The 26258-nt window shown below is 67.1% G+C and carries 23 protein-coding genes; 14 read left to right on the top strand and 9 right to left on the bottom strand.

Annotation, left to right across the window (positions count from 1 at the left end):
- Positions 1–2: 2 nt before the first annotated feature.
- Together gspE and gspD are read right to left on the bottom strand one after the other, a co-directional pair.
- Positions 3–1502 (bottom strand): type II secretion system ATPase GspE, encoded by a 1500-nt coding sequence (gspE, locus tag H0X91_RS16695; RefSeq protein WP_006496336.1) that lies wholly within the window; start codon positions 1500–1502, stop codon positions 3–5.
- On the bottom strand, positions 1499–3832 hold the full coding sequence (gspD, locus tag H0X91_RS16690; protein ID WP_196433149.1) for a type II secretion system secretin GspD: 2334 nt from the start codon (positions 3830–3832) through the stop codon (positions 1499–1501). Before gspD ends, gspE begins: the two co-directional genes overlap by 4 nt.
- A gap of 368 nt (positions 3833–4200) precedes the next feature.
- Between gspD and H0X91_RS16685 the strand changes: the two genes are divergently transcribed.
- Positions 4201–4677 carry a lytic transglycosylase domain-containing protein gene (locus H0X91_RS16685; RefSeq protein ID WP_077056014.1) on the top strand — a complete coding sequence of 159 codons (477 nt, stop codon included), beginning with the start codon at positions 4201–4203 and terminating at the stop codon, positions 4675–4677.
- 153 nt (positions 4678–4830) lie between these two features.
- A complete protein-coding gene (locus H0X91_RS16680) occupies positions 4831–6144 on the top strand; it encodes a GTP-binding protein (protein ID WP_020979349.1) in 1314 nt (437 codons plus the stop codon).
- A gap of 129 nt (positions 6145–6273) precedes the next feature.
- Here the strand turns inward: H0X91_RS16680 and H0X91_RS16675 are convergent, their stop codons facing one another.
- Positions 6274–6552 carry an HU family DNA-binding protein gene (locus tag H0X91_RS16675; RefSeq protein ID WP_006401505.1) on the bottom strand — a complete coding sequence of 93 codons (279 nt, stop codon included), beginning with the start codon at positions 6550–6552 and terminating at the stop codon, positions 6274–6276.
- Positions 6553–6940: 388 nt separating this feature from the next.
- On the opposite strand from H0X91_RS16675, the gene mnmC reads away from it, so the two are divergent.
- The 7 genes from mnmC to H0X91_RS16640 all read left to right on the top strand — a co-directional run bounded on the left by mnmC (position 6941) and on the right by H0X91_RS16640 (position 15805).
- Positions 6941–8872, top strand: a complete 1932-nt coding sequence (gene mnmC / locus H0X91_RS16670; RefSeq protein ID WP_048988781.1) for a bifunctional tRNA (5-methylaminomethyl-2-thiouridine)(34)-methyltransferase MnmD/FAD-dependent 5-carboxymethylaminomethyl-2-thiouridine(34) oxidoreductase MnmC — start codon at positions 6941–6943, stop codon at positions 8870–8872.
- A 672-nt stretch (positions 8873–9544) separates the two neighbouring features.
- Positions 9545–10759: a cation:proton antiporter gene (locus H0X91_RS16665; protein WP_006490002.1), complete on the top strand. Its 1215-nt coding sequence runs from the start codon at positions 9545–9547 to the stop codon at positions 10757–10759.
- Positions 10760–10773: 14 nt separating this feature from the next.
- On the top strand, positions 10774–11889 hold the full coding sequence (locus tag H0X91_RS16660; protein WP_006490006.1) for a YbdK family carboxylate-amine ligase: 1116 nt from the start codon (positions 10774–10776) through the stop codon (positions 11887–11889).
- 507 nt (positions 11890–12396) lie between these two features.
- Entirely contained in the window at positions 12397–13035 is a 639-nt protein-coding gene (locus H0X91_RS16655; protein WP_006489994.1) for a MarR family winged helix-turn-helix transcriptional regulator, read from the top strand.
- Between the two features lie 28 nt (positions 13036–13063).
- Positions 13064–13774, top strand: a complete 711-nt coding sequence (locus tag H0X91_RS16650) for a glutamine amidotransferase (protein ID WP_043205327.1) — start codon at positions 13064–13066, stop codon at positions 13772–13774.
- 210 nt (positions 13775–13984) lie between these two features.
- Positions 13985–15097 carry an NADH:flavin oxidoreductase/NADH oxidase gene (locus tag H0X91_RS16645; RefSeq protein ID WP_006496328.1) on the top strand — a complete coding sequence of 371 codons (1113 nt, stop codon included), beginning with the start codon at positions 13985–13987 and terminating at the stop codon, positions 15095–15097.
- 177 nt (positions 15098–15274) lie between these two features.
- Positions 15275–15805: an SET domain-containing protein gene (locus H0X91_RS16640; RefSeq protein ID WP_062884205.1), complete on the top strand. Its 531-nt coding sequence runs from the start codon at positions 15275–15277 to the stop codon at positions 15803–15805.
- Between the two features lie 153 nt (positions 15806–15958).
- Here the strand turns inward: H0X91_RS16640 and H0X91_RS16635 are convergent, their stop codons facing one another.
- Positions 15959–17443: a sensor histidine kinase gene (locus H0X91_RS16635; protein ID WP_062884204.1), complete on the bottom strand. Its 1485-nt coding sequence runs from the start codon at positions 17441–17443 to the stop codon at positions 15959–15961.
- A 120-nt stretch (positions 17444–17563) separates the two neighbouring features.
- Positions 17564–18256, bottom strand: a complete 693-nt coding sequence (locus tag H0X91_RS16630) for a response regulator (protein WP_006401494.1) — start codon at positions 18254–18256, stop codon at positions 17564–17566.
- Between the two features lie 122 nt (positions 18257–18378).
- On the opposite strand from H0X91_RS16630, the gene H0X91_RS16625 reads away from it, so the two are divergent.
- The gene (locus tag H0X91_RS16625; RefSeq protein ID WP_006401493.1) at positions 18379–18609 is read left to right on the top strand and encodes a DUF3717 domain-containing protein; all 231 of its coding nucleotides are present in this window, start codon (positions 18379–18381) and stop codon (positions 18607–18609) included.
- A gap of 92 nt (positions 18610–18701) precedes the next feature.
- On the opposite strand, the gene H0X91_RS16620 is transcribed toward H0X91_RS16625, so the two are convergent.
- Together H0X91_RS16620 and phhA are read right to left on the bottom strand one after the other, a co-directional pair.
- Positions 18702–19079 carry a 4a-hydroxytetrahydrobiopterin dehydratase gene (locus H0X91_RS16620; RefSeq protein ID WP_256097641.1) on the bottom strand — a complete coding sequence of 126 codons (378 nt, stop codon included), beginning with the start codon at positions 19077–19079 and terminating at the stop codon, positions 18702–18704.
- A gap of 91 nt (positions 19080–19170) precedes the next feature.
- Complete coding sequence (phhA, locus tag H0X91_RS16615) at positions 19171–20064, bottom strand: phenylalanine 4-monooxygenase (RefSeq protein WP_230877957.1); 894 nt, start codon at positions 20062–20064, stop codon at positions 19171–19173.
- Between the two features lie 139 nt (positions 20065–20203).
- On the opposite strand from phhA, the gene H0X91_RS16610 reads away from it, so the two are divergent.
- Entirely contained in the window at positions 20204–20689 is a 486-nt protein-coding gene (locus H0X91_RS16610; protein ID WP_006408082.1) for an Lrp/AsnC family transcriptional regulator, read from the top strand.
- Between the two features lie 76 nt (positions 20690–20765).
- On the opposite strand, the gene H0X91_RS16605 is transcribed toward H0X91_RS16610, so the two are convergent.
- Together H0X91_RS16605 and H0X91_RS16600 are read right to left on the bottom strand one after the other, a co-directional pair.
- On the bottom strand, positions 20766–21299 hold the full coding sequence (locus H0X91_RS16605; RefSeq protein WP_006482724.1) for a class IV adenylate cyclase: 534 nt from the start codon (positions 21297–21299) through the stop codon (positions 20766–20768).
- 204 nt (positions 21300–21503) lie between these two features.
- Entirely contained in the window at positions 21504–22403 is a 900-nt protein-coding gene (locus H0X91_RS16600; protein WP_012492239.1) for a LysR family transcriptional regulator, read from the bottom strand.
- 188 nt (positions 22404–22591) lie between these two features.
- Between H0X91_RS16600 and H0X91_RS16595 the strand changes: the two genes are divergently transcribed.
- The 3 genes from H0X91_RS16595 (at position 22592) to H0X91_RS16585 (ending at position 26247) form a co-directional block, all read left to right on the top strand.
- The gene (locus H0X91_RS16595) at positions 22592–24277 is read left to right on the top strand and encodes a GMC family oxidoreductase (protein ID WP_196433147.1); all 1686 of its coding nucleotides are present in this window, start codon (positions 22592–22594) and stop codon (positions 24275–24277) included.
- A 438-nt stretch (positions 24278–24715) separates the two neighbouring features.
- Positions 24716–25495: an ABC transporter ATP-binding protein gene (locus H0X91_RS16590; protein ID WP_006477266.1), complete on the top strand. Its 780-nt coding sequence runs from the start codon at positions 24716–24718 to the stop codon at positions 25493–25495.
- Entirely contained in the window at positions 25492–26247 is a 756-nt protein-coding gene (locus H0X91_RS16585; protein ID WP_059721128.1) for an ABC transporter ATP-binding protein, read from the top strand. Before H0X91_RS16590 ends, H0X91_RS16585 begins: the two co-directional genes overlap by 4 nt.
- The last annotated feature ends 11 nt before the right edge of the window (positions 26248–26258 follow it).

The raw sequence follows: 26258 nt of genomic DNA, 5'->3' as shown, positions 1-26258 counted from the left end.
CGCTATGCGCCTCCCGTCACGCGCAGCACTTCCTCGAGCGACGTCGCGCCGGACGCGAGCCAGCGCTCCGCGTCGTCGCGCAGCGTGCGCATGCCTTCCGCGCGGCCGGCGGCGAGGATCTCGGCATCGGCCGCATTGCGGTGGATCAGCGTGCGGATCGACTCGTCGACCAGCAGCAGTTCGTAGACCCCGCGCCGGCCCGAATAGCCCGAATGCCCGCACTTGTCGCAGCCGACCGGATGCCACACGGTGCGGCCTTCCTCGTGCCGCTCTTCCTTGCAGACGGGGCAGAGCTGGCGCACCAGGCGCTGCGCGAGCACGCCGAGCAGCGACGACGCGAGCAGGTACGGCTCGACGCCCATGTCGGTCAGGCGCGTGACCGCGGACGCCGCATCGTTCGTGTGCAGCGTCGCGAGCACGAGGTGGCCCGTCAGCGACGCCTGCACCGCGATCTGCGCGGTTTCGAGGTCGCGGATTTCGCCGATCATGATCACGTCCGGGTCCTGGCGCAGGATCGAGCGCAGCGCGCGGGCAAAGGTCATCCCGATCCGCTCGTTCACCTGCGTCTGGCCGATGCCGGCGAGGTCGTATTCGATCGGGTCCTCGACGGTCATGATGTTGGTCGTCGCGGTTTCGAGCCGCGACATCGACGCGTACAGCGTGGTCGTCTTGCCCGAACCGGTCGGGCCGGTGACGAGCACGATGCCGTGCGGGCGGCCGATCAGCTTGTCGAACTGCACGAGCGTGTCGCGGCCCATCCCGAGCGCTTCGAGGTTCAGGCGCTGCGCGTCCTTTTCCAGCAGACGCAGCACCGCGCGCTCGCCGTGCCCGGTCGGCAGCGTCGACACCCGCACGTCGACCGGCCGGCCGCCGACGCGCAGCGTGATGCGGCCGTCCTGCGGCAGGCGCTTCTCCGCGATGTCGAGCTGCGCCATGATCTTGATCCGCGAGATCAGCGCGCCATGCAGCGCCTTCTTCGGGCGCACGACGTCGCGCAGCGTGCCGTCGACGCGAAAGCGCACGACCGACGCATTCTCGAACGGCTCGATGTGAATGTCCGACGCCTGTTCGCGCGCTGCTTGCGTGAGCAGCGCGTTGATCATCCGGATGATCGGCGCGTCGTCTTCCGATTCGAGCAGATCCTCGACTTCGGGAATGTCCTGCATCAGCCGCGACAGGTCGACTTCGCCTTCGACCTCGCCGACCACCTGCGCGGCGCTGCCGTCCTGGCGCGCGTACGCCTGGTTGATCGCCTGCGCGAGCTCGTCGGCCGGCACGCGATGCACGGCGATCGAGCCGAAGTTGCGCGCGATTTCCGCGAGCGCGGCGTCGCTCGTGCGTTCGCTGATCCACACCTCGAGCGTGTCGTCGAGCTGATGCGCGATCAGCACCTGGCCGCTCTTCGCGAAGCCGTACGGCAGCAGGCGCGCGGCGAGCGGCGACGGCGGCTGGCGTTCGCCCGGCGCGCCGTCGTGGGCGGAAGACGCGAGCACGTCGCTCACTGCGAGGCTCCCGGTGCGGTGGTCAGCGGCTGGGCCGGCACCGTCTGCTGCGGCACGCCCTGCGGCTGCGCGGGCGTGGCTTCCGGCAACGGCTGGGCCGGCACCGGCGCGACCTGGCGCTGCAACTGCTGGCGACGCATCTTGTCGAGATCGAACAGGTTGCCGGCCGGCGTGCCGCCCTGGCTCGGACCGATCGGCATCGGCGGGACGACCGGATCGTCCTTGTCGCGGATCACGTTGTTGTCCGACTTGTACGCGCCCGTCACACCCTGGATGTAGTCGTAGCGGTTGGCCGTGACTTCCTGCGCGGTGCTGCGATCGGAAATGATCACCGGGCGCAGGAACACCATCAGGTTCGTCTTCTGCCGCTGCTTCGATTCCGAACGGAACAGCTGGCCGATCCACGGGATGTCGCCGAGCAGCGGCACCTTGCTGTTCGACACCGCGTAGTTGTCCTGCATCAGGCCGCCGAGCACGATGATCTCGCCGTTGTCGGCCAGGATCGTCGACTGGATCGAGCGCTTCGTGAAGGTCGGGCCGGTCTGCGCGCTGGTGGTGCCGCTGACGACCGCCGAATCCTCCGTGTAGAGCTGCAGCTTCAGGATCCCGCCGTCGGTGATCTGCGGCTTCACGTGCAGCGTCAGGCCGACGTCGCGACGATCGTACGTGTTGAACGCATTGCTCGTGGTGCCGCTCGTCAGGTTCGAGTACGAACCGGTCGCGATCGGCACGTTCTGGCCGACGACGATCTTCGCTTCCTCGTTGTCGAGCGTGATCAGGTTCGGCGTCGACAGCACGTTCGCGTCGCTCACGCCCGAGAAATACTGCAGCAGCGCGCCGAGGCCCTGCACGCCGAACATGTTGTGCAGCCAGCCGATGTTGAGCCCCTGGTTCAGCCCCGAAAGGTTGGCCGCGAGGCCGGCGCCGGTACTGCCCGCGGTGCCGGTCGTGAGGTTGATGATGCTGTTGCCCGCGACGTTGCCGGCCGCCGCGGCCAGGTTCGTGCCGCCGAGGAACTGGCCGCTCGCGACCTGCCACTGGATACCGAGTTGCCCCTGCGTCGTCGAGTTCAGCTCGACGATCAGCGCTTCGATATAGACCTGCGCGCGCCGCGCGTCGAGCTGGTCGATCACCGAGCGCAGGTTCCGGTAAACCGGATCGGACGCGGTGATGATCAGCGAGTTGGTGGCCGAGTCGGCCTGGATCATCCCGCCTGGCTGGTTGTCGTCACCGCTCTTGTCCTTGTCGCCGCCGAGCAGGCCGCCGCTGCCGATTCCGCCGCTGGACGAAGAACCGCTGCCGTAGGACGACGACGACGAGCCGCCCAGGCCGCCCGACGGCAGCGGCGGGGTGCCCGACGTGCCGGTCGAGAAGTTGCCGCTCGCCGACGAACCGCCGTTCTGGTTGAAGCTGTTCGCATCGTTGGACGACGCCGACGAGCCGCTGTCGTTGCCGCCCTTGCCGAGCATCCCGCGCAGCGTCTTCGCGAGCTTCACCGCATCGGCGTTGCGCAGCGGCACGACGTGCATGTTGCCGGGCACCGCGCTCGGCGCGTCGAGCTGCAGCGCGAGACGTTTCGCGGCCGCGAGGCGCGACCCGTTCGATGCGCGCAGCAGCAGCGAATTGGTGCGCGGGTCGGCCGTGACCGACACCTTCAGCGTCGCGTCGCTGTTGCCGATCGCACCCGGGTCGAGCATCTTCTGCATCTGCGCGGCGAGGTCGATCGCGTTCGCGTTGCGCAGCGTCACGACCTGCACCTGCGCGCCCGCGGCGCTGTCGATGCCCGAGATGATCTGCGCGATGCGGCGCACGTTGTCCGCATAGTCGGTCACGACGATCGTGTTGTTCGCCGGGTAGGCCGTCACCGTGTTGTTCGGCGAGATCAGCGGCCGCAGCACGGGCAGCAGGTTGTTCGCCGATTCGTTGTGCAGCTCGAACACCTGCGTGATCACCTGGTCGCCACGCGCCTGCGGCGCATTGCCGACGTAGGTCGGCACGCCCTGCAGCTTCGCGTCGGCTTCCGGCACGACCTTCAGCACGCCGTGATCCTGCACGAGCGCGAAGCCCTGCATGCGCAGCGCCGACTGCAGCGTCTTCAACGCCTGGTCTTCCGGCACCGGCCGTTCGGCCACGAGATTGAGCTGCCCCTTCACGCGGGGGTCGACGATGATGGTCTTGCCGGTCGCGGCGCCGATCGCTTTCGCGACCTGGTCGATATCCGCATTCACGAAATTGAGCGTGACCTGAGCGTAGGCGGCCTGCGAGACGATGATGCCGGCCACGAGCAGGGTCGTGGCAACACGCCGCATAACGAAGCGATTTCTTGTCATGGATGAATGGGTCGATGCCGGCTCAGGCCACTTCCGGCGGTAGTGCTGGGATCCAAGTCCGAAAGAGGCGACATTAGCAGTTTTTCATGTCCGAAATATCACATTGATCCGAGGACTGTCTCACATACGACATGTGTCCGGCGAATCGTATGCAATATGTAAGGATCCGCGTCGCCCTCCGCATGCCGGCCCTCTCCCTTGTTTTCGCGATGAACCGACACGGAAATGCGGTATAACCGGGCTGCCGTATTCCTGCCTGTCGCAATCTGACGGTCTGCCGGTATGATACGGGCGACGCGTTTCTCGTCGCACTAATAACAGGCACGGGTTTTCCCGAGCTTCGCGCAATTCCTTTTCGTTTCCGCACGATGAACAGACGGTTCGCTTCGATCGCGTTGATCGCCGCCGGCGCGTGGTTCGCCAGCGGCAACGCACGCGCCGATTGTTTCGACGAAGCGGCCAAATATCAGCAGGTCAATCCGCTGATCCTGCGCGCGATCGCGTGGCAGGAGTCGCGCAACCGGCCCGGCGCGCTGAACAAGAACACCAACGGCTCGGTCGACTACGGCCTGATGCAGATCAATTCGATCCACCTGCCGACGCTGTCGCGCTACGGGATCGGCCGCGACACGCTGATGGAGCCGTGCAAGAACGTGTACATCGCCGCGTGGCATCTCAAGCAGAAGATGAATCGCTACGGCAACACGTGGCAGGCAGTCGGCGCCTATCATTCGGAAACGCCATCGCTGCGCGACAAGTACGCGCGGCAGATCGCCGGCATCCTGACGCAATGGAAGCTGCTGCCGCCCGCGCAGACCGCTCAAGCCGCTCAAGCCGCGCAGTGATTCTGCGCCGCGTCACCGGCCGGCGCCGGGCCGGCCGCGCGCGTTTGATGCACAATGCGGGCTGACGCCGCCGTTTGGCCCGTGCGCGGGCCGATCGCGCCCCGGCAGGGCGCCGCGGCCGCTTTTTCATCTTTTCCGTTGGTGCATATCATCATGAATCCGGCAATGAAACAGCCGTTGCCCGTCACCGTGCTGTCCGGTTTCCTCGGCGCCGGCAAGACCACGCTGCTCAACCACGTCCTCGCGAACCGCGCGGGCCTGAAAGTCGCGGTGATCGTCAACGATCTCGCGGCGGTCAACATCGACGCGTCGCTCGTGCGCGATGCGCAGGCGCTGTCGCACGTCGAGGAACGCCTCGTCGAAATGTCGAACGGCTGCATCTGCTGCACGCTGCGCGACGATCTGCTCGTCGAGATCCGCAACCTTGCATCCGAAGGCCGCTTCGACGCGATCATGATCGAATCGACCGGTATCGCGGAGCCGATGCCGATCGCCGAAACCTTCACGTTCGTCGACGACGACGGCGCGTCGCTGTCGTCCATCGCGCGGCTCGACACGCTCGTCACCGTGGTCGACGCGTACAACTTCCTGCGCGACTACGGCTCCGACGACGCGCTCGCGACGCGCGGCATCGCCGCGTCGGAAGACGACGACCGCACGCTCGTCGAACTGCTGATCGAGCAGATCGAATTCTGCGACGTGCTGGTGATCAACAAGGCCGACCTCGTCGGCGCGGACGATCTCGCGCGCCTGCAGCACATCCTCGCGCGCCTCAATCCGCGCGCGCACCAGGTCGTGTCGACGTTCGGCAACGTGCCGCTCGACGAAGTGCTGAACACCGGCCGCTTCGATTTCGACGAAGCCGCGAACGCGCCGGGCTGGCTCGCGTCGCTCGATCACGATCACACGCATTGCGACGACCCCGACTGCCATGATGACCATCATGCGCACGTGCACGGCGAAGCCGACGAATTCGGGATCGGCAATTTTGTTTACCGCGCGCGCCGGCCGTTTCACCCGGCACGACTCTGGGCGCTGCTGCATCAGGAGTGGCCGGGCGTGCTGCGCAGCAAGGGTTTCTTCTGGCTCGCGACGCGCAACGACATCGCGGGCTCGCTGTCGCAGGCGGGCGGCGTGTGCCGGCATGGCCCGGCAGGCTTGTGGTGGGCGGCGCAGGATCGCGCGGAATGGCCGGACGACGACGAGTTGCTCGCCGAAATCCGCACGGAATGGCTGGGCGATCTCGACGATCGCACGGTCGGCGATCGCCGGCAGGAACTCGTGCTGATCGGCATCGCGCTCGACGCCGACGCGTGGCGCGCGAAACTCGATGCGTGCCTGCTGACCGATGCGGAGTTCGCGCTCGGCGCGGCGGGATGGGCGGCGTTCGACGATCCGTTCCCGGCGTGGGATGTCGATTCGCACGACGACGACGATCACGGCGACACGCAGATCGTGCACGCATGATCGCCTGGTAACGGCTTGTAAAAGTAACCGTTAACTTTTGCAAGAGCGGCGCGAACTGTGGCGAAAATGCCGCGCGCGCCCAACAAAAAACCCGCCTCTCGGCGGGTTTTTCCTGGAACAGGCGCGGGTTTAACGCTTGTTGACGGCGTCCTTGAACGCCTTGCCAGCCGTGAACTTGACCGTCTTGGCTGCCGGGATCTTGATGGTTTCGCCCGTCTTCGGGTTGCGGCCCGTACGTGCTGCGCGCTTGCCCGAACCGAAGCTGCCGAAGCCGATCAGCTGAACCGCATCACCCTTCGACACGGCCTTCTTGATGACTTCGAGCAGCGTGTCCAGCGTTTCGCCGGTTTGAGCCTTGCTGGCGCCCGTTTGGGCGGCGACGGCGTCGATCAGTTCCTGTTTGTTCATTAAGGTTCCTTTATCAGGTTAGGTTGACACGAACAGCGCGAACGCGCCGATTATACGTGCGCGAACCGTGCCGTCGAGAGTCAGACTCCGACGACACAGCGCCGAATCCTGGCCCGCGCGACGCGCCCTCCGGCTTGCCGGCGGCCACCCCGCGGTACGGCGTTGCTATGATAGCGCAGCGCAAACCCAATAACGACAAGGGTTTCAAAGATTTTCATCGGTATTTCGCCGAATGAATCGTCGATTGCCCGTTTTTTGACCTGCGCCAACCGGACAGGATACGCAGCGCGGTCCGCCCGACCGCCGCCCCGTTGGCTTTTCCCAACGGCCCGTCGGACGGCCTCCCGCAATCCCTTGCCAGGCTTGGCTGCCACGTTTTTTGTTTCGCATGCCCGACCGACTTGTTTCCGCCACGCTCGCGCTTCGCGACGACGGCACGCTCGTTTCGCCCGAGTTCGGCACGCTCCATCGCGGCGCATCCGGCACGCTCGCGCACGCGCATCGCGCGTTCGTCGCGGGCAACGGGCTGCCCGCGCGCTGGCAGCGCCGCCGAACGTTCACAATCGTCACGACGGGATTCGGCGCGGGCGCCGGCTTCCTCGCCGCATGGGCCGCGTGGCGCGACGATCCTGAGCGCTGCGAACGGCTGCACGTCGTCGCGGTCGAACCGCACCCGTTGTCGCGCGACGACCTGCGCCGCGCGGTGTCGCATATGGTTGCAGACACAACCATATCGGCAGACGTCGACGCATTGATCGATGCATGGCCGATGCTGGTGCCGGGCCTGCACCGGCTCGAATTCGACGCAGGGCGCGTGGTGCTCACGCTCGCGTTCGGCGATGCGATCGAGCTGTCGAAGAAGCTCGTCGCGCGCGCCGATGCATTTTTTCTCGATGGCGCCGCGGCATCGAGCGACGGAATTCGCGCGCTCGCAAAAATGGCCGGCGAGCACGCGACGTTTGCGACGCATGCAACGTCCGATGCCGTGAAACACGCGCTCGGCGAGACAGGTTTCACGTTCCGCGAAGTCGACGGTCGTCTCGTCGGCGAATATGCGCCACGCTGGCGCGCGCGCCGGCACGAACCGCCGCATGCATTGCCCGTTGCAGTACGCCGCGCGATCGTGATCGGCGCGGGCCTCGCGGGCTGCGCGGTGGTCGAACGTCTGGCCGCGCGCGGCTGGGACGTCACGTTGATCGAGCGGCACGAACGAATCGCGCGCGACGCGTCGGGCAATCCGGCCGGCGTTTTCCATCCGTTGATGACTCGCGACGACAACGTCGCGAGCCGGCTCACGCGCGGCGGCTTCCTGCACGCGATCGCACGCTGGCGAGCCCTCGAACGTGCGGGCCATGCCTTCGCACGCAGCACGCGGGGGATGATCCATCTCGCCGAATCGGCCGACGATTTCGCGCGGATGCGCGACGCGTTCGATGCCTTCGGTGCGCCGTCCGACTACGTGACGCTGCTCGACGCCGACGCCGCGCGTGCGCACCTGAACCTGCCGGTCGCGCATGGCGGGCTGCTGTTTCCGCACGGCGGCGCCGTCTGGCCGGCCGGGCTGTGCGCCGCGCAATGCACGGCGGCCGGCGAGCGTGTGCGCCTGCTTGCGTCCACCCGCGTCGCGCGGCTCGAGCGGCGGGACGACATCTGGCATGCGCTCGACGAGACGGGTGCCACGCTGGCCGACGCGCCCGTCGTCGTGCTCGCGAACGCGGGCGACGCCGCGCGCCTTGCCGGACTGCAGCACGTCGCGCTGCAACCGGTGCGCGGCCAGCTCACGCTGCTGCCGCCGGGCACGACGGCGCCGCTGCCGTGCCCGGCGATCGGCGACGGCTACGCGATCCCGCTCGACGACGGCACGCTGCTGATCGGCGCCACCTTCGAGCCGGACGACACCGATCCCGCGATGCGCGCGGCCGGCCACGCCGAAAACCTCGAGCGCGTGCGGCGCCTGCTGCCGGGCCTGATCGGCGAGTGGCCGGATCCCGCCACGCTGCGCGGCCGCGTGGCGTTCCGCTGGGTCGTCGGCGATCGCCTGCCGCTCGTCGGCCCGCTCGCCGACGAAGCGCAGGCCGTTGCGAACGCACGCGCGCTGGGCGGTGCGCAGGCGCGCGACCTGCCGCGCATGCCGGGCCTCTACGGCGCATTCGGCTTCGGTTCGCGCGGGCTCGTGTGGGCGGCGCTCGGCGCCGAACTGATCGCGTCGCAACTCGAAGGCGAACCCTGGCCGCTCGAGCGCGAGCTCGCCGACGCGATCGATCCCGCCCGCTTCCTGATCCGCGCACTGCGCGCCCGCCGTGTCGGTTCGACCGGCTGACCGGTCGCACGCCTGCGTCACAGTTTCCCGATTTTTCCGCGCAAGGTTATCCACGCGATGCTGTGGATAACCGCGCGGAATCCGCGCGCACTTCGTGTGCAATCACAGTGGACGTAAACTGGGCAACTCGGCACTGCTGTGCAGCGGCCCGAAAGTTGCTCAACTCAAATGTCTGTGCACGAACAGCCTGTGCAACCGGTTATGGTTTCGCCAACACCTTGATCTACCAGCGTAAACCGGAGTTATCCACAGAACTGTGCGTCCTTTGTTAACTTCTACTACGTATATATACAAGTAAACCTTTGAAACCAAAGACCTGCGGTGCCGCACAGCGCCGCGAGTCGATTCAATCGGTTCCGGAGCGAAAAAGCTGTGGCACAATCGGTTTCCTTCGCGTTCGTTCGGCCAGGCGCCGGACATGCTTCAATGGAACGGTCGGCACGATTTCGAATCAGAATCCTCGAGACTGCGCAGTCCGTTCACACACCAGGCCGACAATCCAGATCGGCAACCTGAACGACGTTCCGCCCTGTGGTGGAACAGGCGGACCCCATGTACCGCCGTCGTCGAGCACAACAATCACATTCGGGGCGATACCCAGCCGGCGCGCATCCATTCCTGTCGCTTGACCCCGCGTCGCTGGCGGTTGCTTCCAAAGGAGAAGTCACCACGATGAAGTCGGCGTTCTCATTCCTGCCCAACTGGCCGCTTACGCCGGATGCCGTGTTCTGGGCCGGGCTCGCGCTGTTCGCAGCCGGCCTGTGCGGCGAGCTGTGCTATCGCGCGTGGCGCCTGCCGCGCATCACCGGCTATGCCGTGATCGGCCTGATCGCCGGTTCGTTCGGATTCGGCGTGATCGACGCGAGCACCGACGAAACCTCGCGGCTGCTGATGGACGTCGCGCTCGGCCTGCTGCTGTTCGAACTCGGCAGCCGTCTCGACCTGCGCTGGATCCGGCGCAATCCGTGGCTCGTCGCGTCGAGTCTCGCGGAAGCCACGCTGACCTTCGTGCTCGTGCTGTTCGTGATGCTCGCGCTCGGCGTATCGGGCATGGTCGCGCTGGTGCTGTCGGCGATCGCGATCGCGACGTCGCCGTCGATGGTGATCCAGCTCAAGACCGAACTGCGCGCGGAAGGGCAGGTATCGCAACGCCTGATCACGCTCACCGCGCTCAACAGCGTGTATGCGATCGTGCTGACCAAGCTCGTCACGAGCTGGCTGCACCAGGAAGCGTACGGCAACGTGTTCGCGACGATCCTGCAGCCGCTCTACCTGCTCGCCGGTTCGTTCATCGTCGCGTATCTCGTCGCGCGTTCGTGCAATTACCTGTTCCGTCACATGACCGCGACGATGCGCGACGAGCATTCGTTCGTCGCGCTGTTCGGGCTCGTGATGCTGGCGATCGCCGTCGCGCAGGCGCTGAAGCTGTCGACGCTGCTCACGCTGCTGCTCGCCGGCATCATCGTGAAGAACCTCGAAGCACGGCCGCAACTGTGGCCCGAGCATTTCGGTACGGCCGGCTGGCTGCTGACGGTGGTGCTGTTCGTGCTGACGCTCACGTCGTTCACGTGGGGCGACATCGCGCTCGGCGGGCTGCTCGCGATCGTGCTGATCGTCACGCGGCTCGTCGCGAAGCTGGCCGGCGTCGTCGCGTTCGCGAAGCCGAGCGGCCTCGGGATGAAGCAGGGCGTCGCGCTCGGCATCGCGCTCACGCCGATGTCCGCGCTGTCGTACCTGCTCGTCGACGATACCTACCAGCTTTATCCCAATTTCGACCCGCACCTGCGCGCGATCGTGATGTGCTCGATCGTGATCCTGCAGCTCGTCAGCCCGTTCGTCGTCTATCGCTGCCTGTCGGCGGTCGGCGAACGCAGCGACGGCAACTGATTCCGGAACCTGCCATGGCACTCGAAACCTTCGTCAATTCCGAACCGTTCACGTTCGGCGTCGAACTGGAGATCCAGGTCGTCAACACGCACAACTACGACCTGACCAAAGCGGCATCCGACCTGATGCGCCTGATCCAGGGCGAGACCTTTCCGGGCAACATCACGCCGGAAATCACCGAAAGCATGATCGAGCTGTCGACCGGCATCTGCCATTCGCACGAGCAGGCCGTCAGCGAGCTGCATGCGATCCGCGACGTGCTCGTGAAGGCGGCCGACCAGCTCAACGTCGGGCTGGCCGGCGGCGGCACGCATGCGTTCCAGCAATGGAGCGACCGGCAGATCTACGATGCGCCGCGCTTCCAGTACATCTCCGAGCTGTACGGCTATCTCGCGAAACAGTTCACCGTGTTCGGCCAGCACGTACACATCGGCTGTCCCGATCCCGACAGCGCGCTGTTCCTGCTGCACTCGATGTCGCGCTTCATTCCGCACTTCATCGCGCTGTCCGCGTCGTCGCCGTTCGTGCAGAACGTCGACACGGGCTTCCATTCGGCACGCCTGAATTCGGTCTTCGCGTTCCCGCTGTCGGGCCGCGCGCCGTTCGTGCTCACCTGGGACAGCTTCGAGGAGTACTTCACGAAGATGGTGAACACGGGCGTCGTCAACTCGATGAAGGACTTCTACTGGGACATCCGGCCGAAGCCCGGCTACGGCACGATCGAGGTGCGCGTGATGGACACGCCGCTGTCGGTCGATCGCGCCGCGGCGATCGCCTGCTACATCCAGACGCTCGCGCGTTACCTGCTGACCGACCGGCCGCTGAAGCTGTCGGAGGACGACTACCTGGTCTACACGTTCAACCGTTTCGAAGCGTGCCGCTTCGGGCTCGAAGGCACCTGCGTGAATCCTCAGACGGGTGAGCGCCGCACGATCGCGGAAGACATCCTCGACACGCTCGACCGGATCGCGCCGCATGCGGCCGCGCTGGGCTCGCGCGCGGCGCTCGACGAAATCGGTGCGCTCGCGAAGGCGCGCGTGAACGACGCATCGTGGTTGAGAACCGTTTTCAAACAGGAAAAATCGCTGAACGAGACGGTCCGGCAGCAGTGCTTACGTTGGCGTGAGTGAAAAAATGTTTTGCAGATTGCAGGATCGACCGAACCGGGATTCGCTGAACGGCGCTCGGCGCCGTGTCCCGCTGAAATCGTTGCCAGGCGTCCTCAAAATCTGTGGATAACCCGATATTCCACTGCAAAGTCAACGCTCTGCAGGCGGGATAACCCGGTGGACCATTACCAGGCGGCCGATGGCCGATTCGAACAGGACAATGCCGGCGCGCCCCGTTTTGTGGGCGCGCGACATTGCGCGCACAACGAAAAATGACGGTTATCCAGTGATTTTCCACAGAATGCAGGGGATAACTTAGCTGTGCGATTTTCCGCTCTCGCTTAGAATGTCGGCTTTGCGGACACCGGAACGACGCGTGTCTCTCCGGTCGCCGCGAACGCGACCGCCGCGTGTGCCTCGCGACGGCCGTGCTGACGCACTCGAGAGAGTGTGTCTGTTTTGAGATAGACATTCGATCTCCACACTACGGCTGCTCGGCAATCCGGGCGGCGGCAAAGCGAAAAGACTATGAGCGAAGGCGTTTACGGGAACCAGGCTGCGGGACGTGTGACCCACAGCTTGCTGCGGTTGAGCACGGCCATGCGGAGCGAGGCATGGGATTGGGCGGAAGGCGCTGGCCTCACGCCGACGCAGGGCGAGATTCTCGTGCTGCTGCTGCAGCGCAAGGGCCCGATGCGGCTCGGCGAGATCGCGCGCGAGACGCAGCTCACCGCGGCTACCACGAGCGATGCGGTCAGCACGCTCGAGACGAAGGGGCTCGTCGAGAAGCGCCGTGCGCTGGACGACGGCCGCGCGCTGGCCGTGCGCCTGTCGGCGCGTGGCCGCACGGCCGCGAAGAAGGCGCTGCAGTGGCCTGAATTCCTGACGAAAGCGGTCGGCAAGCTCGGCGCGGACGAGCAGGGCACGCTGTATCGCGCGCTGCTGAAGACGCTGCGCGAGCTGCAAGTGGCCGGTGCGACGCCGCCGCAGCGCATGTGCCTCACGTGCACGCATTTCCAGCCGGGCAAGCCGTCGAAGAAGACCGTGCATCACTGCGCGGCGCTCGACATCGCGATGTCCGACAGCGATCTGCGTCTCGACTGCTCGGTGCAGGAAGAAGCCGACGCGGCGACGCAGAAGAAGACCTGGAAGATTTTCGCAGGCTGACGTCCGTCGATCGACCGGGAGGCCGATGATGAACGCTGAAGTCGTGGCGATCCGCCACGTGCATTTCGAGGATCTCGGGAGCTTCGAGCAGGTGCTCGGCGAACGCGGTCGACGGGTGCGCTATGTCGATGTCGGATCGTCGCGGGTCGAGGTGCTGGACGTGCTCGAGCCGTCGCTGTTGGTCGTGCTCGGCGGGCCGCTCAGCGTGTACGACGATGCGCAGTATCCGACGATCGCGCCGCTGCTGGCGCTCGTGCGCCAGCGTATCGACGCGGGATTGCCGATCCTCGGTATCTGCCTCGGCGCGCAGTTCATCGCGCGGGCACTCGGCGCGCGCGTCTATCCGGCCGCGCAGCACGAACTCGGCTGGGCGCCGCTGACGCTCACCGACGCCGGCCGTGCATCGCCGCTGCGCCATCTCGATGGCGCGACGACGTCGATGCTGCACTGGCATGGCGATACGTTCGACCTGCCGGGCGGTGCGATCCATCTCGCGTCGACGCCGGCCTGCCGCCACCAGGCCTTCGCCTGGGGGCAGCACGTGCTGGCGCTGCAATGTCATCCCGAGATCCGCACCGATCGCTTCGAACCGTGGCTGATCGCGAACGCCGGCGAAATCACCGCGACGCCCGGCGTCGACGCGCGCCAGCTGCGTGCTGATACCGCGCAGCACGGGCCCGTGCTCGAGACGGCCGCACGGCGCATGTTCGCGGAGTGGCTCGGCAGCGTCGGGCTCTGACGTCGCGGGCGGCTCCGCCCGCTGCACAGGTTCGGCCCGACCCGCATCCGTTGCGGGCCGGCGCCTCGCCGTACATCGCGCATTCCGCGCACTGCCGGCGCCCGGCCGGCCGTACCTGACCATCCGCTTACTGCCGATCGCGCCATCTGCACGCTTCAGGCGTGCGTGCTACGCTCGTCCGCTCTTCCCCTTTCCTGACGAGCGGCTTCCATGACTGCGCTGTTTTCTCCGTTCACGCTGCGCGGCGTGACCCTTCCGAACCGGATCGTGATTTCCCCGATGTGCCAGTACTCGGCCGAACGCGGCGAAGCGACCGACTGGCACATGATTCACCTCGGCCATCTCGCGCTGTCGGGCGCGGGGCTGCTGTGCATCGAGGCGACCGCGGTGGAGCCCGACGGGCGCATCACGCATGGCGACCTCGGCTTGTGGGACGACGTGACCGAAGCCGCGCTGAAGCCGGTGCTCGCCGCGATCCGCAAGCATTCGCCGGTCCGTATCGCGATGCAGTTGTCGCATGCGGGGCGCAAGGCGTCGAGCGCGGCGCCCTGGGAGGGTGGCCAGCTCGTGCCGGTCGCCGATGGCGGCTGGTTGCCGCATGGGCCGTCGGCCGTGCCGCACAAGGACGGCGAGACGCCGCCGCTCGCGCTCGATGCCGCGGGCCTGAACCGCATCCGCGAAGCCTTCGCGGCGTCGGCGAAGCGTGCCGCGCGGCTCGGCATCGACGCGATCGAAGTACACGCGGCGCACGGCTACCTGCTGCATCAGTTCCTGTCGCCGCTCGCGAATCAGCGTACCGACGAATACGGCGGCTCGCGCGACAACCGGATGCGGTTTCCGCTCGAGATCTTCGAGATCGTGCGCGCGGCGTTTCCGGAAGACCGGCCGGTCGGCGTGCGCGTGTCCGCGACCGACTGGGTCGAAGGCGGCTGGGAGCTCGACGATACGATCGCGTTCGCGCACGAACTGAAGCGCCGCGGCTGCGACTGGATCGACGTGTCGTCCGGCGGCGTGTCGCCGCTGCAGAAGATTCCGCTGTCGCCCGGCTACCAAGTGCCGTTCGCGCAGGCCGTGAAGCGCGCGGTCGGCATGCCGACGATCGCGGTCGGGCTGATCAACGAGCCCGCGCACGCGAACCGGCTGATCGAGGCCGGCGATGCCGATTTCGTCGCGATGGCGCGCGCGATGCTGTACGACCCGCGCTGGCCGTGGCACGCGGCGGCCGAGCTCGGCGCGCAGGTGACGGCGCCGCCGCAATACTGGCGCTCGCAGCCGCGCGAGCACAAGGCGCTGTTCGGCGACGTCGCATTCGGCCAGCGCTGAGGACATCGCGCAATATTGCGCGCGATGTTGAACGAAGCAATCTTGAACGTGTAGGATGCGGGTGATTCGCCGCATGCCCCGACGCGGCACCGACCGGTGCCGCGTTTTCGTTTTGCGCGGCGCCCGGCCGCGATCGCGGCTGCTTCCCTTCAGGTCGTCTTCACAAGGATTGGTTCGATGAGTTCACGCAGGATCGCGGTGCGCCGCTCGGGAGTACACGGCAAGGGCGTGTTCGCCGTGGCGCCGATCAAGGCCGGCGAGCGCGTAGTGGAATACAAGGGCGAGCGAATCTCGTGGAAGGAAGCGCTGCGCCGTCATCCGCACGACCCGAGCGAGCCGAACCATACGTTCTACTTCGCACTGGACGAAGGCGGCGTGATCGACGGCAAGATCGACGGCAACAGCGCGCGCTGGATCAACCATTCGTGCGCGCCGAACTGCGAAGCCGAGGAAGTCAAAGGCCGTGTGTACATCCACGCGCTGCGCGACATTGAACCGGAAGAGGAACTGTTCTACGACTACGGCCTCGTGATCGACGCGAAGCTGACGAAGAAGCTCAAGCGCGAATACGCGTGCCACTGCGGTGCGGAGTCGTGCCGCGGCACGTTGCTCGCGACGTCCGACGAAGGCGGGAAGAAGAAAAAGAAGAAGGACAAGAAGGACGGCAAGCCGGCGTCCGGTTCGAAGGACAAGAAGCACAAGAAGTGATGCAGGCGGCAGCGCATCGCGCGCTGTCGTTGTCGTTTCAGCCGACGGTTGCCGCATCGTGGCGGCCCGTCATTCGCTTTCCGTCTTTCCGTTCCTGTTCCGGCGGGCTGCCCGGTCGACGGGCACGCGGTTGCCCGCCGAACATCGCGCCGCTCAGTGCGTCGGCGTCGCGGCCGGCGTTTCGCTGGCCGGCTTCTCCGTACGCGCGGCGAGCGGCACCCGCACCACGAAGCGCGAGCCGCCTTCCGATGCATCCTCGTACGACACGGTGCCGCCGTGCATCGCGATGATGTCGTGCACGATCGCGAGCCCGAGCCCGGCGCCCGTCTCGACGCCATTGCCGCTTTGCGCGTCGCCACGGAAGAAGCGCTTGAACAGGTCGGCCTGCTGGTTCGCGGGCACGCCGGGGCCGTTGTCCTCGACGACGATCTCGGCGGCCGGCTGGTTGCCCTCGAGCGCGGCACGCGCGACGTTCACCGTGATCCGCGCGCCGTCCGGCCGCGCGAGCGGCACGTACTTCAGCGCATTGTCGAGCAGGTTCGCGATCACTTCGCGCAGCAGCACCGGGTTGCCGCGCACGATCAGCTTCTCGTCGTCGCCCGGGTCGTCGCTGCGCTGGAAGCCGAGGTCGACATGCGACGCGAGCGCGCGCGGCACCCATTCGGCGCCCGTCTCGAACGCCATCGCCGCGAGGTCGACGTCGACGAAGCGCGCGGCCTGTTCGCCCGGCTCGGCACGCGCGAGCGACAGCAGCTGATTGGACAGCCGCACCGCGCGGTCGGCGGCCGCGCGCAGCTCGCGTACCGCGGCGAAGGTCTGGTGCGGGTCGCGCGCGACGGCCGCCTGCTCGGCATGCAGCTTCACCGCGGTGAGCGGCGTGCGCAACTGGTGCGCGGCGTCGGCGATGAACTTGCGCTGCGCGTCGAGCGCGGTCTTCAGACGGCCGAGCAGCGCGTTCATCGCGCTCGTCAGCGGCCGGATCTCCAGCGGCACGTCGGTTTCGTCGACCGGCTCCAGCGACGTGTGGGTCTGCCGGTTCAGCGAATCCGCGAGATGCGTGAGCGGGCCGAGCTGCTGGTTCACGACGCGCCACACGATCCCCCAGCCCGCGAGCAGCAGCAGGAGCAGCGGCATCATGATCGCGACGAGGAATTCGGCCGCGATCCGGTAGCGGTGCCGCACCGGCTGCGCGACTTCGACGACCATCGGCTTGCCGCCCTCGACGTCGTCGACGCGCACCTGCGCGACCCGCACCGCGCGATTGTCGTACTCGGCCTCGAATACGTACGCATGGTGCATGCGGCGCACGTTGATGCCCTGCAGCGGCAGTTTCGGATCGCCGGCGAGTTCCTGTTCGCCGTCGCTGATCCGGTAGATCAGCGCTTCGGCCGGATCGGAGAACATCGCCTGCGCGAGCGGCGGCACCGTGAACGGCGCGTCGGGGCCGGCGATCTGGATCTGTTTGGAGATGGCGGTCGCGAGATCGGCGAGCGAGCGGTCGATCACGTGCTGCGTGTACTGCCACGCGAGCCAGTAGGCGATCAGGCCGCTCATCAGCGCGAGCATCGATAGCGGGGCGGCGAGGCGCCGGAGCAGCGAGCGGCGCAGGCTGGTGGTCACAGCCGGATCAGGAGACATTTCGACGGGCAAATGGATGAGCGCCGCTCACGGGGAGCGGCGCGGTCGTGCGCCGGGCGGCGACGCGCAAGCCGCACGCAGGCGCGCCGCGGCACGCGGCCGGCCGGCGCGCGGCGTCGCTCAGACGCTCGCCGTCTGGCGGATTTCCTGCAGCAGGTAGCCGAAGCCGCGCACGGTGACGATTTCGACCCGGCACTGCTCGAGTTTCTTGCGCACGCGGTGCACGTAGACTTCGATCGCGGTGTCGCCGAGATCGCCGCCGAAGTGCGTGAGGTGATCCTGCAACTGCGCCTTGCTGACGACGCGGCCGTGACGCAGCAGCAGCATTTCGAGCACCGCGAATTCGCGCGGCGACAGTTCGAGCGGCTTGTCGTCGTTGAAGATGCGGCGGTCGACGCCCGACAGGCGGACGCCGCCGAGCGACACTTCCGGACGCGGCATGTCGCTGTGCGGGCCGCTGCGGCGCATCACCGCGCGGATGCGCGCTTCGAGCTCGGCCGGCTCGAACGGCTTGAGCATGTAGTCGTCGGCGCCGGAGTTCAGGCCCTGGATCCGGTCGTTCAGCTCGTCGCGCGCGGTCAGCACGATCACGGGCGTGTGGCGGTTGGTCTGGCGGAAGCGCGTGAGCAGCGTCATTCCGTCGATGCCCGGCAGGCCGAGGTCGAGGATCACGAGTTCGTGGCGGTTCTGTGCCAGCGCCTGTTCGGCAAAGATGCCGTCATGCACCATGTCGACGGTGAAGCCAGCCTGCTCGAGGCTGCTCTGGATACCGCGTGCGATGGGGCGGTCGTCTTCGATCAGAAGGAGTCGCATGAAGTTCGCTCAAGTACAATGGGTTGGCGGTTCAGGCACGCGGACAGCACGACGCCGTTTCCACAGGGGCGCCGCCTCGCCTGACATCAAGCATGGCGGCCAGCGAACGATTAGATCCAATCATGTCCGATATTTCGATCCACGACCTAGAAGCCGCGATCAATTTCTGGCGCGCCCGCTCGCCGTCGAGCGGCGACGAACTCAAACTCTGCGAAGAGGCCAGCGCGCTTTCCAAGCCGTATGCGCTGCTGATTGTACAGCGCGAAAGCGCGCTGCAACTGGAAGGTTTGGACCCCAAGGCACGGAAAGCGTACGAGACTTACGTGCGCCTTAAGGATGGCTTGGAAAGCTGAAGGCTTTCGCTGAGTACATCCTAGAAAACGTTCATCGAAATGAAAAGTTGACGCGCCGCGCACCGAAAGACGCGCGGCGGTAGAGGCGGGACTCAGGCGCCGGGTTGCGCGTGCGTCGCGGCGCCGTCGATGAAACGCGCGAGTTCGATGTCGCGTTCGGTGAGGCCGTCGGCATCGTGGGTCGACAGCGTGACGTCGACACGGTTGTACACGTTGAACCATTCCGGATGGTGGTTCATCTCCTGCGCCTTGATCGCGACGCGCGTCATGAAGCCGAATGCCTCGTTGAAATCGGCGAAGCGCAGGCGGCGCTGAATCGCGTCGCGGCCCGGCACGGCGGTCCAGTGCGGCAGGCCTTCGAGCCGGGTCTTGCGTTCTTCGGATGTGAGCTTGTGGATCATCTTGCACCTCTCGTTCGGTAACGGCGCCCGCACGCGGCTGCACCGCGCGGCGAGGCCGGCATCGTTCATTGTTTCATAGTTGCGGAAAGGGCGACGGGTGGGCGGCGACGGGCCGCTGGCCGCGGGCGGTCGGCGCCGCGGTGTCGCGGCGCCTGGTGCGTCACGCGTCGGCGTCGTCGGGCCAGCCTTCGCCCGTGCCGCGATGCAGCACGCGGTCGGTGTCGAGCACCGCGCCGGCCGCGAATTCGGGCAGCGCCGCGAGCCGGTCGGCCAGCGCGCGGCCGTCGACGTCGGCGAGCGCGAACAGTTGCGCGAAATCGTCGATCACGAAGTAGGTCTTCTGGAACGTGTCGATCCGGTACTTCGTGCGCATCACGCGCTCGAGATCGAACCCGAGGCGGTTCGGCGCCGCGCTTTCCAGGCTGTACAGGCTTTCGCCCTTGCTCGACACGATCCCGGCGCCGTAGATCGACAGCCCGTCGGTCCCGCGCGGGTCGCGGATCAGCCCGAATTCCACCGTATACCAATAGAGGCGCGCGAGCCGCGCCAGCGCCGCTTCGTCGTCGGCGACCGCGAGCGCGGTGCGGCCGTACGCCTGCATGTAGTCGGCGAACACCGGGTCGATCAGCAGCGGCACGTGGCCGAACAGGTCGTGGAAGCAGTCGGGTTCCTGCAGGTAGTCGAGCTGGTCGGGGCGACGCATCCACCAGGTGACGGGGAAACGCCGGTTCGCGAGGTGCTCGAAGAACACGCGGTCGGGCACGAGGCCCGGTACCGCGACGATTTCCCAGCCGGTCGTGGGCTTCAGCTGGCGATTCACGTCGGCGAACGACGGCACGCGATCGGCCGGCAGCTCGATCTTGCCCAGTCCGGCGACGAACGCGTCGCACGCGCGGCCGCGCAGCAAGGCCGACTGGCGCGCATAGAGCTGCTTCCACACCGCGTGGTCGACCTGGCCGTAGCGGTGCAGCGGCTGGTCGATGGTGAAATCGGCGCGGGTTTCGAGGCCCGCATCGAACTGCTCCTGCAGTTTCGCGGTGACGACGGTGGACATGATCAGGCTCTGCACGCTGTGGGTTGGGACCATGCAAGTGTAGAGCGGGCTGCGCGCAGATTGGGCGCATAGTTGGCGTTGATTTGCCGAATGATGCGATAATCACGCATCAAATCACGAATCAATGCGGAGAACACTCATGCTGGAACTCGATCACTTCGATCTCGCGCTGCTGGACGTACTGCAGCGCTTCGGTCGCGCGACGCATCAGCAGCTGGGTGAGGAGGTGCCGCTGTCGCCGTCGCAGATCGGCCGGCGGCTGCAGCGGCTCGAGGCGGCCGGCGTGATCGAAGGCTACCGCGTGATGCTGCGCCCCGAAAAGCTCGGGCTCGGCGTGACCGCGTTCACGAGCCTGAAGCTCAAGCATCACGGCGATTCGATCATCGAGCAGTTCCAGCAGCAGATCGACGTGCTGCCCGAAGTGCTCGAATGCCATGCGGTGGTGGGCGATGCCGACTATCTGCTGCGGATCGTCGCGCCGGATCTCAACGCGCTGTCGCAGTTCGTGATGAAGAAGCTGATGCGGGTGCCGGGCGTCGACAGCGTGCGCTCGAACATCGTGCTGACGACCTTCAAGCGCAACGGCGCGCTGCCGCTCGCGCACCTGGCGCCCGGCGCCGCGTGACGGGGCGGGGCGGCGCCCGCAGGGCCGGCGCCGGCGCTGAAGGCGGCACGCGCGGCGCGCCTTCAGCGGGGCCGGATCAGGCCGTTTCGGGCTGGGCGTCGGCGTTCAGCAGATCGACGTACGCGACCGCGACGAGATCCTCCTGCGCCACGCCGAGCTTCGCGAACACCTCGTGCGCTTCCGCTTCGCCGCCGGCTTCGTCGTCGTCCGGGCCGAGCACGACTTCGAGTTCGATGAAATCGCCGAGCCCGTCGACGCGGTCGAGATGGATGCGCGTGCGGCCCGCGAGGTACACGTGCCGCTCCTTCGTCACGATTCCGCGCGTGGTCAGCGCGGTCGCGAGCAGCGAATGCATCGCGTCGGGGTTCGTCACCGGGCTGCGCGTGTAGTACGACGCCTTCGGGCCGTCGCGGTCGTCGCGCTGGTAGAAGATCAGCTCGGCCGGCGTGCCGTCCTCGAAGCGGCGCAGCTTCAGCCGGCCGCGCGGCACGTCGTAGAAGAAATCCTGCTGGCGGTAGAACAACGGCGCTTCGGTCGCGAGTTGAGCCGCCTGTTCGCGCAGCCGGTCGAATTCGCGGGCGCGGGCTTTGATCTCGATGTTGCGGGCCATGCGGGTCTCCTTCAATCGGGGTCTCGCGGTGTGCGAACGCACAATCTAGCAAAAAGCCTGCGATGGTGGCGTGACGAGCGGGCGGGGGCGCGGCGACACGACGCGGGGCGGGCGAGGCGGTGATTCGGCCCGCGACGGCGATCCGCGGGATGCATCACGCACCGATACCCGATGCGCAATCGGCCGCATCGACATCAGCAATGCTCATATCGCCCACTGCGCTTCGATCAGCCGCAACGCGGCCGCGATCGCCGGCTCGTCGCGCCGCTCGGCGAGCGTCACGAACGTCAGTTCGGTCGGCACCGTCACGTGCTCGACGATCGTCAGCGCATGCGCGTGCGCTTCGGCCAGCGCGGTCGAATCGCGTGCGAGCGTCAACCCGATCCCCGATTTGACGAGATCGAGCATCGACTGCTCCTGGTCGACCTCGGCGACCTTCACCGGCTGCGCGCCGGCGTCCGCGAAACGCCGCGACAGCAGCCGGTGGTGCGCGGACGCCGGCGGCGTCCAGATCCACGGCAGCGCGGCGAGCGCGCGCCAGTCGTGCGCGCGCTGCACGCGCTCCTTCCAGCCGGCGGGCGCCAGGACGCGATATTCGAAGCGCGTCAGCGTGACGGTGTGGAACAGCGCTTCGTCGCGCGGCGAGTCCTCTTCGGGACGGCCGATGTAGTAGCCGACGTCGAGCGCCCGCGCACGCACCTGTTCGATCACCCAGCCCGACATCCCGTGCCGCAGCGCGGTCTCGATCTGCGGATGGGTCTCGACCAGCGCACGCAGGAAGCCGCCGAGCCGCAGGAACCCCGGATCGAGGATCGTGCCGATCCGCAGCCGGCCGCGCACCTCGTGCCGCAGTGCGGCGGCGGCGCGCTGCACGTCGGCGGCCGCGGCCAGCGCGCGTTCCGCATGCGGCAGCAGCGTCTGGCCGTCGCGCGTGAGCGCGAGCCCGCGCGACGTGCGTGTGAACAGCGCGACGCCGAGCGTTTCCTGCAGATGCTTGATCTGCAGGCTGACGGCCGGCTGCGTCAGGTGCAGCTGCGCGGCGGCGCGCGTCAGGTTGCCTTCGCGCGCGACCGTCGCGAACGCGCGGAGCAGGGTGAGATCCATCGTCGTGATATGAGCGCGGCTTATAACGCAGTTCAGCATAACTCATTGGATCGGCGCCCGCGCGCGGGAGTACGCTTCATCGGGTCGCGGCGCGCGGCCTTGAGCGCGGCGCGCGACACGACGCACTATGCTGAACATGCGCGCGGCATCGCGCCGCGCGGCGCACAACAAGCAGAAGGGGGCACGCCGTGAGTACTCAACGCACGCTCGAGGGCGAATTCGACTACGTGATCGTCGGCGCGGGCACCGCGGGCTGCGTGCTCGCGAACCGCCTGACCGAGGATCCCGACATCAGCGTGCTGCTGCTCGAAGCGGGCGGCAAGGACGACTACCACTGGATCCATATCCCGGTCGGCTATCTGTACTGCATCGGCAACCCGCGCACCGACTGGCTGTACAAGACGCAGCCCGAAGCGGCGCTCAACGGCCGCGCGCTGTCGTATCCGCGCGGCCGCGTGCTCGGCGGCTGCTCGTCGATCAACGGGATGATCTACATGCGCGGCCAGCGCGAGGACTACGATCACTGGGCGCAGGAAACCGGCGACGCCGGCTGGTCGTGGGACAGCGTGCTGCCGATCTTCAAGCGCAGCGAGGATCACCATGCGGGCGCGAGCGACGCACACGGCGCGGGCGGCTACTGGCGCGTCGAGAGACAGCGGCTGCGCTGGGAGATCCTCGAATCGTTCGCGCAGGCCGCGCAGCAGACGGGCATTCCCGCGACCGACGATTTCAACCGCGGCGACAATGCCGGGGTCGGCTACTTCGAAGTGAACCAGAAGCGCGGCGTGCGCTGGAATACGTCGAAGGGGTTCCTGCGGCCGGCGATGGCGCGCCCGAACCTGACCGTGATCACCGGCGCGCATGCGCAGCGCGTGATTTTCGACGGTCGGCGCGCGGTCGGCGTCGAGTATCGCGGCGGCGGCACCGATTACGTCGCGCGCGCGCGAGCGGAAGTGCTGCTGACGTCGGGTGCGGTGAATTCGCCGCAACTGCTCGAACTGTCGGGCATCGGCGATGGCCGGCGGCTGCAGGCGCTCGGCATCGACGTCGTGCAGGATCTGCCCGGCGTCGGAGAAAACCTGCAGGATCACCTGCAATTGCGCATGGCGTTTCGCGTCGACGGCGTGCGTACGCTCAATACGCTGTCCGCGCACTGGTGGGGCAAGCTGATGATCGGCGCCGAATATGCGCTGCTGCAGCGCGGGCCGATGTCGATGGCGCCGTCGCAGTTGGGCGCATTCGCGAAATCGGACCCGGACGATCCCGCACTCACGCGCCCCGATCTCCAGTATCACGTGCAGCCGCTGTCGCTCGAACGCTTCGGCGAACCGCTGCACCGCTTCAACGCCTTTACGGCGTCGGTTTGCCATTTGCGGCCGACGTCGCGCGGCAGCGTGCACGTCACGAGCGCCGATCCGGGCAGCGCACCGGCGATCGCGCCGAACTATCTGTCGACCGATCACGATCGGCACGTCGCCGCGAACGCGCTGCGCCTCACGCGCCGGATCGCGTCCGCACCGGCGCTTGCGCGTTATCGCCCCGAGGAAATCCTGCCGGGCCCGCAGTACCGGACCGAGGCCGAACTGGTCGACGCGGCCGGCGCGGTCGGCACGACGATCTTCCACCCGGTCGGCACGTGCCGGATGGGGCGCGCGGACGACGAACGCGCGGTGGTCGACAGCCGGCTGCGCGTGCGCGGCATCGCCGGGTTGCGGATCGTCGATGCGTCGGTGATGCCGTTCATCACATCGGGCAACACCAATTCGCCGACGTTGATGATCGCCGAGCGCGCGAGCGACATGATTCGTGCCGACCGCCGCGCGGCGCGCGAAGCGACGGCGGTGCGAACCGAGGCCGCGGTGACGGCTGCGTGACGACCCGCTGACACGCATGCCAGCGGGCGGTCATGCGAACGCCCGCTGATTCGCTATGCGAAACAAGCTGCCGTCGCGTCCGTTCGAACGGCAAGATCCCTGCAAGCCGCGTCGTCGCGCGGCTTTTTTTCGTCGAGCGCGCGCGTGCCGGATCCCGCAGCAGGTCAACGCGTGATGATGCACGTGTCAAAAAAGCGCGGTGCAAAACCGCACGCAGTCGCGGCCGATATGGCGGCCAGCCCTATAAGTGCAAATCCCGATGATTGCACTGCACCAACGGCGCGACAATGTTCTGTAATGTGCATACGCGTCGGCGCGGGAGACCAACCCTCGAGGCGTACCACGGCGCCCGGGGGCAGCCCGCTGATCCGCTGACCTGTTCGCGGCCGCCTGCGCCAGGCATCCCGGTGCTTCGCCTGACTTCGTACGGAAGGGAACATGATTCTCGGCGACACGATTCTGGAAACACGCGGACTGACGAAGGAATTCAGGGGCTTCACCGCCGTGAACGGCGTCAACCTGCGTGTGCGGCGCGGTGCGATCCACGCATTGATCGGGCCGAACGGCGCGGGCAAGACCACCTGTTTCAACCTCCTCACCAAATTTCTGACGCCGACGGCCGGCCAGATCGTCTTCAACGGCATCGACATCACCGACGAGCGGCCCGCGCAGGTCGCGCGGCGCGGCATCATCCGCTCGTTCCAGATCTCGGCCGTGTTCCCGCACCTCACCGCGCTGCAGAACGTGCGCATCGGCCTGCAACGCGCGCTCGGCACCGAATTTCATTTCTGGCGCAGCGAGCGCACGCTAAAGCGGCTCGACGATCGCGCGATGGACCTGCTCACGCAGGTCGGCCTCACCGATTTCGCGCACGTGCCGACCGTCGAGCTGGCCTACGGCCGCAAGCGCGCGCTCGAGATCGCGACGACGCTCGCAATGGAGCCCGAACTGATGCTGCTCGACGAGCCGACGCAGGGGATGGGCCATGAGGACGTCGACCGCGTGACCGCGTTGATCAAGAAGGTCGCGAGCGGGCGCACGATCCTGATGGTGGAGCACAACATGAACGTGATCGCGGGAATCTCCGACACGATCACCGTCCTGCAACGCGGCGAGGTGCTGGCCGAAGGCTCGTATGCGGAAGTGTCGAAGAATCCGCTCGTCATCGAGGCCTACATGGGCAGCGCCGACGCGGCGCTCGCGGGGGCGCACGCATGAAGCACAGCGAACGGGAGGAACGCGAATTGAGCGGCGTCGAGAGCGGTACGCCTGCGCTGGAGATCACGGGCCTGGAGGCCTGGTACGGGGAATCCCACATCTTGCACGGTGTCGACCTGACGGTGCATCGCGGCGAGGTCGTCACGCTGCTCGGCCGCAACGGCGCGGGCCGCACGACGACGCTGCGCGCGATCATGGGCCTCACGGGCCGCCGCAGCGGGTCGATCAAGGTTGCCGGCCACGAGACGATCGGCCTCGCGACGCACCGCATCGCGCATTACGGCATCGGTTACTGCCCGGAGGAGCGCGGGATCTTCGCGAGCCTGTCGTGCGAGGAGAACCTGATGCTGCCGCCGCTGATCGGGCCGCGCGAACACGCGATGTCGCTCGACGAGATCTACGCGATGTTCCCGAACCTCGCGTCGCGCCGGCAGAGCCAGGGCACGCGGCTGTCCGGTGGCGAGCAGCAGATGCTCGCGGTCGCGCGGATCTTGCGCACCGGCGCGAACCTGCTGCTGCTCGACGAGATTTCCGAGGGCCTCGCGCCGGTGATCGTGCAGGCGCTCGCGCGGATGATCGTCGCGCTGAAGGCGCGCGGCTACACGATCGTGATGGTCGAACAGAATTTCCGCTTCGCCGCGCCGCTCGCCGACCGCTTCTACGTGATGGAGCACGGCAGCATCGTCGAGCATTTCCGCGCGTCCGAACTGGAAGGCAAGATGCCGACGCTGCACGACCTGCTCGGGGTGTGACGCCGCTCCGA

This window comes from Burkholderia sp. 9777_1386, from assembly GCF_015712265.1.
Taxonomy (GTDB): domain Bacteria; phylum Pseudomonadota; class Gammaproteobacteria; order Burkholderiales; family Burkholderiaceae; genus Burkholderia; species Burkholderia cenocepacia.
The sequence above is the reverse complement of the archived record's forward strand: the minus strand, read 5'-3'. Positions and strand labels throughout refer to the sequence as shown.

Excerpts from the sequence above, each read along its gene's own strand:
- H0X91_RS16675 (WP_006401505.1), bottom strand. The coding sequence starts at position 6,552 with ATGAACAAACAGGAACTGATCGACGCCGTCGCCGCCCAAACGGGCGCC.
- mnmC (WP_048988781.1), top strand. The coding sequence starts at position 6,941 with ATGCCCGACCGACTTGTTTCCGCCACGCTCGCGCTTCGCGACGACGGC.
- H0X91_RS16685 (WP_077056014.1), top strand. The coding sequence starts at position 4,201 with ATGAACAGACGGTTCGCTTCGATCGCGTTGATCGCCGCCGGCGCGTGG.
- H0X91_RS16645 (WP_006496328.1), top strand. The coding sequence starts at position 13,985 with ATGACTGCGCTGTTTTCTCCGTTCACGCTGCGCGGCGTGACCCTTCCG.
- H0X91_RS16635 (WP_062884204.1), bottom strand. The coding sequence starts at position 17,443 with ATGTCTCCTGATCCGGCTGTGACCACCAGCCTGCGCCGCTCGCTGCTC.
- H0X91_RS16610 (WP_006408082.1), top strand. The coding sequence starts at position 20,204 with ATGCTGGAACTCGATCACTTCGATCTCGCGCTGCTGGACGTACTGCAG.
- H0X91_RS16620 (WP_256097641.1), bottom strand. The coding sequence starts at position 19,079 with ATGAACGATGCCGGCCTCGCCGCGCGGTGCAGCCGCGTGCGGGCGCCG.
- H0X91_RS16660 (WP_006490006.1), top strand. The coding sequence starts at position 10,774 with ATGGCACTCGAAACCTTCGTCAATTCCGAACCGTTCACGTTCGGCGTC.
- H0X91_RS16585 (WP_059721128.1), top strand. The coding sequence starts at position 25,492 with ATGAAGCACAGCGAACGGGAGGAACGCGAATTGAGCGGCGTCGAGAGC.
- H0X91_RS16650 (WP_043205327.1), top strand. The coding sequence starts at position 13,064 with ATGAACGCTGAAGTCGTGGCGATCCGCCACGTGCATTTCGAGGATCTC.
- H0X91_RS16640 (WP_062884205.1), top strand. The coding sequence starts at position 15,275 with ATGAGTTCACGCAGGATCGCGGTGCGCCGCTCGGGAGTACACGGCAAG.
- gspD (WP_196433149.1), bottom strand. The coding sequence starts at position 3,832 with ATGACAAGAAATCGCTTCGTTATGCGGCGTGTTGCCACGACCCTGCTC.
- H0X91_RS16655 (WP_006489994.1), top strand. The coding sequence starts at position 12,397 with ATGAGCGAAGGCGTTTACGGGAACCAGGCTGCGGGACGTGTGACCCAC.
- H0X91_RS16600 (WP_012492239.1), bottom strand. The coding sequence starts at position 22,403 with ATGGATCTCACCCTGCTCCGCGCGTTCGCGACGGTCGCGCGCGAAGGC.
- H0X91_RS16630 (WP_006401494.1), bottom strand. The coding sequence starts at position 18,256 with ATGCGACTCCTTCTGATCGAAGACGACCGCCCCATCGCACGCGGTATC.
- phhA (WP_230877957.1), bottom strand. The coding sequence starts at position 20,064 with ATGTCCACCGTCGTCACCGCGAAACTGCAGGAGCAGTTCGATGCGGGC.
- H0X91_RS16605 (WP_006482724.1), bottom strand. The coding sequence starts at position 21,299 with ATGGCCCGCAACATCGAGATCAAAGCCCGCGCCCGCGAATTCGACCGG.
- H0X91_RS16680 (WP_020979349.1), top strand. The coding sequence starts at position 4,831 with ATGAATCCGGCAATGAAACAGCCGTTGCCCGTCACCGTGCTGTCCGGT.
- H0X91_RS16625 (WP_006401493.1), top strand. The coding sequence starts at position 18,379 with ATGTCCGATATTTCGATCCACGACCTAGAAGCCGCGATCAATTTCTGG.
- H0X91_RS16665 (WP_006490002.1), top strand. The coding sequence starts at position 9,545 with ATGAAGTCGGCGTTCTCATTCCTGCCCAACTGGCCGCTTACGCCGGAT.
- H0X91_RS16590 (WP_006477266.1), top strand. The coding sequence starts at position 24,716 with ATGATTCTCGGCGACACGATTCTGGAAACACGCGGACTGACGAAGGAA.